This window comes from Shewanella sp. GD04112, assembly GCF_029835735.1.
In the GTDB taxonomy this organism is placed as follows: domain Bacteria; phylum Pseudomonadota; class Gammaproteobacteria; order Enterobacterales; family Shewanellaceae; genus Shewanella.
Window position 1 is genome coordinate 1,839,341 of record NZ_JAOEAL010000001.1, and the last position, 11,141, is coordinate 1,850,481.

General features: G+C 47.9%; 7 protein-coding genes. 3 read left to right on the forward strand and 4 right to left on the reverse strand.

Annotated elements, in window-relative coordinates:
- Positions 1-70: 70 nt before the first annotated feature.
- Positions 71-2,224, reverse strand: coding sequence for a phosphate acetyltransferase (gene pta / locus N7386_RS08280; RefSeq protein ID WP_011716598.1), 2,154 nt, complete (start codon positions 2,222-2,224; stop codon positions 71-73).
- 122 nt (positions 2,225-2,346) lie between these two features.
- Positions 2,347-3,546 carry an acetate kinase gene (gene ackA / locus N7386_RS08285; protein WP_086903899.1) on the reverse strand — a complete coding sequence of 400 codons (1,200 nt, stop codon included), beginning with the start codon at positions 3,544-3,546 and terminating at the stop codon, positions 2,347-2,349.
- Between the two features lie 141 nt (positions 3,547-3,687).
- On the opposite strand from ackA, the gene yfbV reads away from it, so the two are divergent.
- Entirely contained in the window at positions 3,688-4,131 is a 444-nt protein-coding gene (gene yfbV / locus N7386_RS08290) for a terminus macrodomain insulation protein YfbV (RefSeq protein WP_083757889.1), read from the forward strand.
- 15 nt (positions 4,132-4,146) lie between these two features.
- Here yfbV and pflA read toward each other — a convergent pair whose 3' ends face one another.
- Both pflA and pflB read right to left on the reverse strand, forming a co-directional pair.
- Positions 4,147-4,887 carry a pyruvate formate lyase 1-activating protein gene (pflA, locus tag N7386_RS08295; RefSeq protein ID WP_086903900.1) on the reverse strand — a complete coding sequence of 247 codons (741 nt, stop codon included), beginning with the start codon at positions 4,885-4,887 and terminating at the stop codon, positions 4,147-4,149.
- A 63-nt stretch (positions 4,888-4,950) separates the two neighbouring features.
- Positions 4,951-7,233, reverse strand: coding sequence for a formate C-acetyltransferase (gene pflB / locus N7386_RS08300; RefSeq protein ID WP_279767953.1), 2,283 nt, complete (start codon positions 7,231-7,233; stop codon positions 4,951-4,953).
- A 1,028-nt stretch (positions 7,234-8,261) separates the two neighbouring features.
- Between pflB and focA the strand changes: the two genes are divergently transcribed.
- Together focA and yfcC are read left to right on the forward strand one after the other, a co-directional pair.
- Positions 8,262-9,236 carry a formate transporter FocA gene (gene focA, locus N7386_RS08305; protein ID WP_218678720.1) on the forward strand — a complete coding sequence of 325 codons (975 nt, stop codon included), beginning with the start codon at positions 8,262-8,264 and terminating at the stop codon, positions 9,234-9,236.
- Between the two features lie 267 nt (positions 9,237-9,503).
- Positions 9,504-11,072 carry a putative basic amino acid antiporter YfcC gene (gene yfcC / locus N7386_RS08310; RefSeq protein ID WP_279767954.1) on the forward strand — a complete coding sequence of 523 codons (1,569 nt, stop codon included), beginning with the start codon at positions 9,504-9,506 and terminating at the stop codon, positions 11,070-11,072.
- The last annotated feature ends 69 nt before the right edge of the window (positions 11,073-11,141 follow it).

An 11,141-nucleotide genomic window follows, 5' to 3' on the forward strand; every position in this document is an offset into this window, starting at 1 on the left:
CTTTTCCCTTCGGAAATAAAAAAGCACTGAGGAGTTCAGTGCTTTTTTGATGATGCTTTAGCTAAGTATATTAGGCTTTGCTGGCATCGTTTTGTGACGCTTGAATCGCCGTCAGTGCGATAGTGTAGACGATATCGTCCACTAAGGCGCCGCGGGATAAGTCGTTCACAGGCTTACGCATGCCTTGCAGCATTGGGCCAATGCTGATGAGGTCGGCACTACGCTGTACAGCTTTGTAAGTGGTGTTACCTGTGTTGAGATCTGGGAACACGAATACAGTCGCTTGACCCGCAACAGGGCTGTTAGGCGCCTTAGAGCGAGCCACGTTTGGCATGACGGCCGCATCGTATTGCAGTGGACCGTCGATTACTAGATCTGGGCGTTTTTCTTTCGCAATACGGGTCGCTTCACGCACTTTATCCACATCTGAACCAGTACCTGAGTTACCGGTTGAGTAGCTGATCATCGCCACTCTTGGTTCGATGCCGAAGGCCTTGGCAGATTCCGCCGATTGAATCGCGATATCGGCCAGTTGTTCAGCGTTAGGATCGGGGTTAATTGCACAGTCACCGTAAACCAGCACTTGGTCTGGCATCAACATAAAGAAGATTGAAGAAACAAGGCTAGAACCCGGTGCGGTTTTGATCAGTTGTAGCGGCGGACGAATCGTATTGGCCGTAGTGTTTACCGCGCCAGAGACGATACCATCAACTTCGTTTTGCGCCAGCATCATAGTGCCGAGCACCATGTTGTCTTCTAATTGTTCTTTGGCAACGACTTCAGTCAAACCTTTGTTGCGACGCAGATCGAGCATTGGTTCAACATAGCGATCGCGAACTTCATCGGGATCGACAATCACAACACCTTCACCCAGAACAACGTCTTGCTGTGCTGCAATACGTTGAATTTCATCTTTTTTACCTAACAGCACGCAACGCGCAATACCCCGTTCGGCACAAATCGCGGCGGCCTTGATGGTACGTGGCTCATCACCCTCAGGCAGTACCACAGTTTTGTGGGCGGCACGCGCAAGTTCGGTGAGCTTATAACGGAACGCGGGAGGTGATAAACGATGTTCTCTTGGAGAGTTTTTGGTCACGCTTTCAATCCAGCTCTGATCGATATGGCTGGCAACGTACTCTTGGACTAAATCGATGCGTACCGCATCATCCACTGGCACTTCGTGGTCGAAGCGTTGGATATTTAATGACGTCTGCCAAGTGTTAGTATCGATGAGGAATACTGGTAAACCTGTCTCGAAGGCCTGTTCACACAGTTTCAGAATTTCAGGCTCTGGCTCGTAGCTACCAGTGAGCAGTAGGGCACCAATCTTCACGCCGTTCATGGCAGCAAGGCATGCTGACACAATCACATCCGAGCGATCGCCAGAGGTCACCAGCAGTGAGTCTGTCTTAATGTGGTTGACCATATTGGGCAAGCTGCGGGCGCAGAAGGTGACTTTACGCAGACGGCGGGTGTTCATCTCGCCGGCATTGAGAATGCGGGCACGTAAATGCTTCGCCAGATCCGATGCGCGTGGCGCAACCAAATCGAGATTGTAAGGCACGCTACCTAAGATGCGCAGTGGGCTCTTACCTGGCATTTGGAACATGATGGACGCATCTGAGCGTTGTACGCCTTGATGATCGAATACTTCCGATAAGTCTGGGCGCGCGCGACCTTCATCGTCTACTGGTGCGCCAATCTTGTTGATCACGGCACCAATAAGACGTTTGTTGTTTTTGCCGCCCCACGAGTTGTAGGCAATTTCGAGGCGGTTCATCAGGCCGGTTGGGGTGTCGCTGCCGGGGGTGGCAATGAAAATCACGTCCGCATCCATTGCCTTGGCGATGGCGTAGTTCACATCGTCGGCAAAGGGATGGTTACGGGTTGGCACTAAGCCTTCAACAATCAGGGTTTCGGTATTGCTGGCGCATTCTGCTGCGCGGGCAATGATTTGCTCCATTAGCACATCGGTTTGATCGGCGCGGATCAGTGCTTCGGCATGGGCCATGTCGAAGGGCTCTAACGGATTGACCGTGGGCGATTTGCTTAAAATCGTGGTTGAGCGCTCTGGGCCATTATCATTAGGACGCAGCTGTGAAATGGGTTTAAAGAATTGGACTTTTACCCCGTGTCGCTCTAATGCGCGCACCATACCTAGGCTTAAGGAGGTCAGGCCAACTCCTGTGCCTATGGGGATTAACATGATATTTCGAGACATAAAAACCTCTAAGTTCGATGGTTTTTGGCAGAGTGAGTCGCCTCTGCTTTGCTTGTGTTTATTTAGCCGTAGGTCGCTAATAATAAAGCCGTTTGTCTGAGCAAACGGCTTGAATCATCTTATTATTTTGTAATGAGTTTAATCGAATCTTCGGCGATAACCCACTCTTCGTTGGTGGGAATGACCATGGCAACAGTACTGTTGTCAGTGGTGATGATGCCTTTTTTACCGAAGCGGGCCGCTTTGTTACGCTCACCATCCACATGGAAATTGAAGATTTGCAGCATGTTGAGCACTTTCTCGCGGATGATGTCGGAGTTTTCACCGATACCACCGGTAAAGACCACGGCATCTAAACGACCGAGCGGTACAGTGTAAGACGCGATATATTTCGCCAGACGGTAGCAGAAGATTTCCAGTGCTAAGGTCGCGCCTTTATGACCATCGGCATAACCTTCTTCGATGCCACGGCAATCGTTGGTCAGTTCAGAAATCCCGAGCAAACCACTTTGCTTGTTCATCAGGTTGTTGACTTCTTCCAGCGTGTAACCCAGTTGGTGCACTAAGTGGTAGATGATAGATGGGTCGAGATCGCCACAGCGAGTTCCCATGACTAAACCTTCAAGCGGCGTCAGTCCCATTGAGGTATCAACGCTCTTACCGCCTTTAACCGCCGTCACAGAGGCACCGTTACCTAAGTGCGCGCAGATCACATTGGTTTCTTCTAAAGGTTTGTTCAACACTTTAGCGGCTTCACGGCTAACAAACAGATGGCTAGTACCGTGCATACCATAGCGGCGAATACCGTGCTCACGGTACAGTTTGTATGGCAGGGCGTAGATGTACGCGCGCTCAGGCATGCTTTGGTGGAATGCAGTATCGAACACCGCTACTTGTGGCAGTTTAGGGAAAGATGCAATGGCCGCGCGAATACCGATAAGGTGCGCAGGGTTATGCAGTGGCGCCAGTGAAGAACATTCTTCAATACCTTTGATCACATGCTCGTCGATGATCACAGAACGAGTGAACTTTTCACCGCCGTGTACGATACGGTGACCCACGGCTTGGATCTGCGCGGCTAATTCAGGTTGACCAGCAAGGATTTTATTGACGATAAATTCAACGGCTTCGCGGTGAGCGGTAAATGCACCTAAAGAGGACTCATGCTTTTCACCGTTGATTTTCCATTTAATGCGCGAGTCTTCTAAGCCAAAACACTCGGCGAGGCCAGAGATCTGATCGTCACCTGTTTGCGCGTCAATGACGGCAAATTTGAGTGAAGAGCTACCGCAATTGAGTACTAAAACCAGTTTATTAGACATGTGTAAACCTTTTGCCATTGTGTTTAAATTAACGATTCAAAATCTTGGGAACGCTTGCGTAATTTGCCATCGCAGTCTTGGGGCGCAGTGCCAGATTGTGCTATGGTAAAAGCAGTGTTCCTCTGTTGTAGGTGTCTAAAATTGAGTATTAATATTCTCAAAACCTTAGGTGACGGTCGTCGCTATATGAAGACGTGGCCTATGGTTAGACAACTCGGTTTGTATTTTCCTGAGTATCGGGTGGTACGCGCCACTCAGCTTGCCATTCTGGTGATGCCAGTGCTGGCGATTTTGGCGAGTGTGAGTCAGATTTATACCTACGGTTGGGCGTTTTTACCCCAAGCCCTCACAATCGCGTTGTTCTTTATTAGCCTGCCGTTGCAGGGCTTATTGTGGTTAGGCTGGCGTGCGCGCCATCCATTACCTTTATCGCTGTTCGACTGGAGTAATCAGTTGAGTGCGAAATTGTCTGCCATGGGCATTCATTGCCAATCCTTGGGCGCTAAGGCGTGTTACCTTGATATGGCGCTCATCTTAAAAATAGCCTTTGAGCGCTTAGATGCCAGTTATTGGGAGGAGCTTTAAGCCTCCCTTGGCTTCTTAATAGACCGCGTAAATCCCCTGTGAGCTAAACACGGCTTTAATTTTTTCCATGGTGTCGCGACTCGGTGGTGCAACGCCATCGAGCTGATAGGTTTCTCCCATCGCTTCCCACTTGTGTTTACCCAGTTCGTGGTAGGGCAGGAGTTCAACTTTTTCAATATTCTTCATGGGCTTGATAAACTCGGCCAGTTGTAAAGCCGAGGCTTCATCGTCGGTAAATCCACCCACAACCACATAACGTATCCAGGTAGGCTGATTGCGTTTGGCGAGATACTCGGCAAATTGCAGCGTTCTGTGGTTACTGACCTTCGTCAGTTCAATGTGTTTTTCGTCATTCATTTGCTTGATATCGAGCAAAACTAGATCGGTATTATCGAGTAGCTCATCGATCACTGGCGTGTACTTACGCACAAAGCCGTTGGTATCTAAACAGGTATGAATGCCTTCTTTCTTACAGGCTTTAAAGAGTTCGGCGACAAACTCCGCCTGTAATATGGCTTCGCCACCGCTGGCGGTCACACCGCCGTTGCTGGCATCGAGGAATGGACGGTAGCTAATGATTTGGCTCATTAACTCGTCGACCTGTACTTCTTTGCCACCATCCAGATCCCAAGTGTCACGGTTATGACAATACTGACAGCGCATTAAACAGCCTTGCATAAAGGTGATAAACCGTATGCCTGGACCATCCACTGTGCCAAAGGATTCCACTGAGTGGATCCGACCGGTAACTGCCATTGTGACTCCTGTTGAAATAAGTGAGGCTGTAGCACATTGTACTACAGCCTTACCTAATTTAGCTTACAGACCTTTTGTGAAAGTACGTGTGATCACGTCTTGCTGCTGCTCTGGGGTCAAAGAGTTAAAGCGCACTGCGTAACCCGAGACCCGGATGGTCAGTTGTGGATACTTGTCTGGATTGACGACCGCATCCTCGAGCATTTCACGGTTCATCACGTTAACGTTCAAGTGTTGACCGCCTTCGTGTCCTTCGTTGTGGGCGAAATATCCGTCCATCAACGCCGCGAGGTTAGTGCGGCGACCGTCTTCATCTTTACCTAAGGCATTAGGCACGATAGAGAAGGTGTAAGAGATACCGTCCTGTGCGTGGGCGAAAGGCAGTTTCGCTACAGAGGTTAACGAGGCAATCGCGCCTTTCTCATCACGGCCGTGCATTGGGTTTGCACCCGGTGCAAATGGCGCACCTGCGCGGCGGCCGTCTGGCGTGTTACCAGTTTTCTTACCATAAACCACGTTTGAGGTAATGGTCAGAATTGACTGAGTTGGGATAGCGTTACGGTACATCTTACGGTCGCGGATCTTCGCCATAAAACGTTCAACTAAGTCACAGGCGATATCGTCGACGCGTGGATCGTTGTTACCAAATTTTGGATAATCACCGCTGATCTCAAAGTCGACGGCAATGCCGTTTTCATCACGTACAGGTTTAACTTGAGCGTACTTGATAGCAGACAGTGAGTCGGCTGCGATAGAAAGCCCTGCGATACCACAAGCCATAGTGCGACGTACATCTCTGTCGTGCAGCGCCATCAGCGCAGCTTCGTAGGAGTACTTGTCGTGCATGTAGTGAATAGCGTTCAGTGCTGTGACATATTGGGTCGCTAACCAATCCATCAGGCCGTCTAAGCGATTCATTACGTCATCGAAGTTCAATACTTCGTCGGTGATGGGGTCGGCTTTTGGCGCGATTTGGATTTTCAGTTTTTCGTCAACGCCGCCGTTGATCGCATACAACATGGTTTTTGCCAAGTTTGCACGGGCGCCGAAGAACTGCATGTGTTTACCCACAACCATTGGGCTCACGCAGCAAGCGATAGCGTAATCGTCAGATTGGAAGTCTGGACGCATTAAGTCATCGTTTTCGTACTGGATAGAGCTGGTGTCGATAGACACTTTCGCGCAGTACTTTTTAAAGCCGACAGGCAGTTTGTCAGACCAGAGCACAGTGATGTTTGGCTCAGGGCTTGGGCCCATAGTGTATAAGGTGTTTAAGAAACGGAAGCTGGATTTGGTTACCAGTGTACGGCCGTCTAAGCCCATACCGCCGATAGATTCAGTAGCCCAAATTGGGTCGCCTGAGAATAACTCATCGTATTCAGGAGTACGTAGGAAACGCACCATACGCAGTTTCATCACGAAATGGTCAATCATTTCTTGAGCTTGTTGCTCAGTGATTATGCCGTTTTTCAGATCGCGCTCGATATAGATATCGAGGAAAGATGAGGTACGGCCTAAAGACATTGCCGCGCCGTTTTGGCTCTTCACTGCGGCTAAGTAACCGAAGTAAGTCCATTGGATCGCTTCTTGGGCGTTTGTCGCTGGGCGAGAAATATCGAAGCCGTATTTCGCGGCCATTTTTTTCATTTGACCGAGAGCGCGGTGCTGCTCGGCAATTTCTTCACGCAGTTGGATAACGTTAGATAAATCTTCACCGGCTTCGAACTGCGCTTGCAGTGAGCTGAATTGAGCAAATTTATCCTTCATTAAGAAGTCGATACCGTACAGCGCTACGCGGCGATAGTCACCGATAATACGTCCACGACCATAGGCATCGGGTAAACCAGTTAATACGCCGGATTTACGGCATGCCATGATTTCTGGGGTGTAGACGTCGAATACGCCTTGGTTATGGGTTTTACGCAATTCTGAATAAATGTATTTAACATCTTCATCTAGTACGCGATCGTAGGCGGCGCATGAGCTTTCCACCATACGAATACCACCGTTAGGCAACATAGCGCGTTTGAGCGGCGCATCAGTTTGTAAACCAACGATAGTTTCTAAATCTTTATTGATATAACCCGCGTCGTGGGAAGTGATGGTTGAAACCATCTTAGTGTCGAAATCAACTGGCGCATGGGTACGGTTTTCTTGCTTGATGCCTTCCATCACTTTGTCCCACAACTTGGTTGTGGCTTCGGTGGCACCGGCTAGGAATGACTCGTCACCTTCATAGGGAGCATAGTTTTGTTGAATAAAGTCACGTACATTGACTTCAGATTTCCAATCGCCAGGGGTAAAACCTTCCCATGCGTTGGCAAACAGTTCAGTTTTGTCGGTCATCGTACTAATACCTTTTGGTTGAGATAAAGGTCATTGGCGCTCATGGGGTAAGCCATGTTGAGTATAGGCCAATTGCTATTTCCTGATTAAAGCTCCCTTCAAGATGACGCCCTATGATGGGAACTGGAACTTGGGGATGTTTATCGCGCCAAGTGTCTGTCTATTGATACCCGATAAGATGACAAATATACGTTTAACGTGGATTATCGGCTATCGATAACTCTTTTTATAAATTGGTAAGACCAATTATCCATGGGCATATTAACATAGCTCTTACTGTCTCGCATCTTAAACGGGCGAGTTTGTCCTCTGTTAATCTTAAATTTGCTAGCGAGGTAGCATTTTTTTAGCACAATAAGGATTAAAGCACGCTTTTGTTGGCCCATTACGGGCTGAAGCTATCGCTTATTTAACAGACTGTCGCGCTTTTAACCGGCGAAAGCTATCACCGTATCGATTGATTTTTAATGGTTACGATTTAATCTCCAATTGGCAGGTAAAGCTGCGATGAAAAAGGCCTGATTATACGGAATGCTTGGCGGTGCTAAAGCATTTAAAGTTATGGAGGTTGATGCGGAATATTGTTGTGTCGGGCTTCGAATACTGTGATTTCTTGTTGAGCTGCTATTTAAAAGATTGCAGCACTTAGTCAACAAGCTGCCATCTCAGTGAAGGATACTTATGCTTCACTCACTCTGTATAAGGTTAAATCTGCTTAATCTAGTCAGTGAATAATGCTCAGGTGGGCGATGATAAATTGGTAAAATGCAAACAAAATTGGTATGACCAATTAACCTATTGTGTTTACCTCTTCAAAAATTTTACATTTTACCTGTGAATAACATCACGCTTTGGCAAACTCTGCTTCACGGCGAACACGATTTGTATGTTACAAAGCGTGACTTTAGTGAGTCATCATTTAAGCAAGTCTTAATGTAAATTTTGATTGGTTTGATCTGCGCCTCGGCGCTGTAGGAGAGACCTATGTTGCAAGTTCGCGTTTGTTTATCGGGTTTGGGAGTAAGGTTATGAAAGACTCACATGCTAACGCTCCACAGACATCATCAAATGGCTATGAGCCTGTGCAGGTTTCTTCGCATTTTAGTTGTTATCACCAAGCCGAAATCTACGGCAAAAGCAAAGTGGTTAAGGCGCCTTGGCAATCCTTTGGTTTAGCGGTATTTGCGGGTGCCTTTATTGCTTTAGCCTTTGTGTTTTACCTGACCGTCACCACGGGCGCGGGCGATAGTGCATGGGGCTTAGTACGTCTTGTGGGCGGTATCGCCTTTAGCTTAGGGTTAATTTTGGTCGTGATTTGCGGCGGCGAGTTGTTCACTAGTTCAGTCTTAAGCAGTGTGGCTTGGGCGCAAAAACAAGTGACTACCAGTGAGTTACTCAAATGCTGGACGCGAGTTTACCTAGGCAACTTTGTCGGCGCCATGTTGATGGTCGGCTTGATTATGGCGGCGGGCTTATATGAGCTTGATGGCGGAAATTGGGGACTAAATGCTTTAAAGGTTTCACAACATAAGCTGCACCATACATGGATTCAAGCATTTAGCTTAGGTATTTTATGTAATATGCTGGTATGTCTTGGTATTTGGATGACCTTCGCCAGCCGAGAATCGCTAACCAAAGCCATTTTATTGATCCTACCTGTAGCCATGTTTGTTAGTAGCGGTTTTGAGCACAGCATTGCAAACCTGTTTATGGTGCCGTTTGGGATAACAATTCAAGCTGTGGCAAGTCCGGAGTTTTTTGCTTCCTTAGGTATTACCCAAGAACAATTTGCTGATTTAACGGTAACAAATTTTGTATTCAATAACTTAATTCCTGTGACCTTAGGCAACATCGTCGGCGGCGGTGTGATCGTCGGTCTCGGTTATTGGTGGATTGAGCAGGGCCAAATTGCCTTACCCGATCCGCAAAAATCCCATCAACCACACTTTTTTGCGTCGCCCTTGCATACCGAAAAGGCGAAAAATAGCCAAGAGAGTAAGTAAGAGAGTTTGTAACTAAGCGAGTCAGTCGCTTAGGTTTGTGGTAAGTGTTCCTTGAGTGACTGTTTACCTTAGGCTTATAGAAATGCCCAGTTTTACTGGGCATTTTTTTGTTTTTTCACCGCAAAGGCTTTTTTATGCAGATTACTTGTTTGTGATAGATGTGACCATTTTGCATATTCATGCAAGTGAGTGAAGATTTTATATACTGATTTAAAGCGCTTTAGTTTATAGTGCGGCCTTTTCCGTTTGACATAAAATGGCGCATCTATGACGACTCCACTTTCGACGAATCAGCCAACAGAAGCAGCTCAGACTGCTCCGGCATCATCCGCTTCACACACTCCCTCACCATTTCAAATGCCCGATACCTTAGTGATCATCTTTTTTGTGGCATTGCTCGCGGGATTAATGACTTATTTTATCCCCATCGGGTCGTTTCAAACCCAAGAGGTGCATTATCTGGCTGATGGCGTCGATAAAGCGCGGACGGTGGTCGACCCTACTTCTTTTGCCTATCAATTGGATGCTGCGGGCGAGCCTAAATTGCAACCTGTGGCATTGTTTAAAGGCGAGGGCGGGGTTGGCTTTTTTAACTTCGCCTTTGAGGGCCTAACTTCAGGATCTAAATGGGGCAGTGCGATTGGCGTGATAATGTTCATGCTGGTGATTGGCGGTTCCTTTGGGGTGGTGATGGCCACAGGCACCATAGATAACGGCATCTTAAAGTTAATCGATAAAACCCGTGGCAATGAAAAGTTATTTATTCCGGTGATATTTACACTGTTTTCCCTTGGTGGCGCCGTGTTTGGCATGGGAGAAGAGGCCATAGCTTTTGCCATTATCATCTGCCCATTAATGATCCGTTTGGGCTATGACGGCATCACCACTGTGATGGTGACCTATGTGGCGACTCAAATTGGTTTTGCCAGTTCTTGGATGAATCCCTTCAGTGTGGCGATTGCCCAGGGTATTGCGGGAATACCGGTTCTTTCAGGCAGTGAGTTTCGCTTTCCTATGTGGCTTGGATTCACCTTGCTCGGGATTGTTTTTACCATGCGTTACGCCCATCGCATTCAGCAGCAACCCAGTTTATCCCATAGTTTTCAGTCCGATGCTTATTTTCGAGAGCATCATGCCAATACGACATTAGAGAGTCGCTTTAATCTTGGCGATATACTGGTTTTAGCATTGTTAGTGCTCACTATGGGATGGGTGATTTGGGGCGTAGTGGTAAAAGCTTGGTTTATCCCTGAGATTGCCAGTCAGTTTTTTACCATGGGTATGGTAGCTGGCGTCATTGGCTGCGTGTTTAAACTTAATGGATTGACGCTTAACAAGGTGGCGCAGAGTTTTAAGGACGGCGCTAAAACCATGCTAGAGCCAGCCCTTTTAGTGGGATGTGCCTCGGGGATTTTACTGCTCCTTGGCGGCGGTACACCGACTGAACCAAGTGTGCTTAATTCGATTCTTAATAGCGCTGGTGGGGTGATTGGCCATCTGCCGGATGCGCTCTCGGCGTGGTTTATGTTGTTGTTTCAATCCGTATTCAACTTTTTCGTGACCTCAGGTTCAGGGCAGGCCGCATTGACTATGCCACTGATGGCACCTCTCTCTGATATCGTTGGTGTGACGCGCCAAGTGGCGGTATTGGCCTTTCAACTAGGCGATGGTCTCACCAATATCATAGTGCCCACCTCTGCGTCTTTGATGGCGACCCTTGGCGTATGCCGCGTCGATTGGGGCAACTGGCTGAAATTTGTGTGGCGTTTTATGTTGCTGCTGATGTTGGTCTCAAGCGTGCTGGTGATTGGCGCGCACTATCTTGGATTTAACTAGGTACCGGGATTTAACTAGGTGCGCGGATTTCGCTGGGCGCTGGGGTTCACCTTAAGCTGCGGGTAAATA

Excerpts from the sequence above, each read along its gene's own strand:
- pta (WP_011716598.1), bottom strand. The coding sequence starts at position 2,224 with ATGTCTCGAAATATCATGTTAATCCCCATAGGCACAGGAGTTGGCCTG.
- ackA (WP_086903899.1), bottom strand. The coding sequence starts at position 3,546 with ATGTCTAATAAACTGGTTTTAGTACTCAATTGCGGTAGCTCTTCACTC.
- pflA (WP_086903900.1), bottom strand. The coding sequence starts at position 4,887 with ATGGCAGTTACCGGTCGGATCCACTCAGTGGAATCCTTTGGCACAGTG.
- pflB (WP_279767953.1), bottom strand. The coding sequence starts at position 7,233 with ATGACCGACAAAACTGAACTGTTTGCCAACGCATGGGAAGGTTTTACC.
- focA (WP_218678720.1), top strand. The coding sequence starts at position 8,262 with ATGAAAGACTCACATGCTAACGCTCCACAGACATCATCAAATGGCTAT.
- yfcC (WP_279767954.1), top strand. The coding sequence starts at position 9,504 with ATGACGACTCCACTTTCGACGAATCAGCCAACAGAAGCAGCTCAGACT.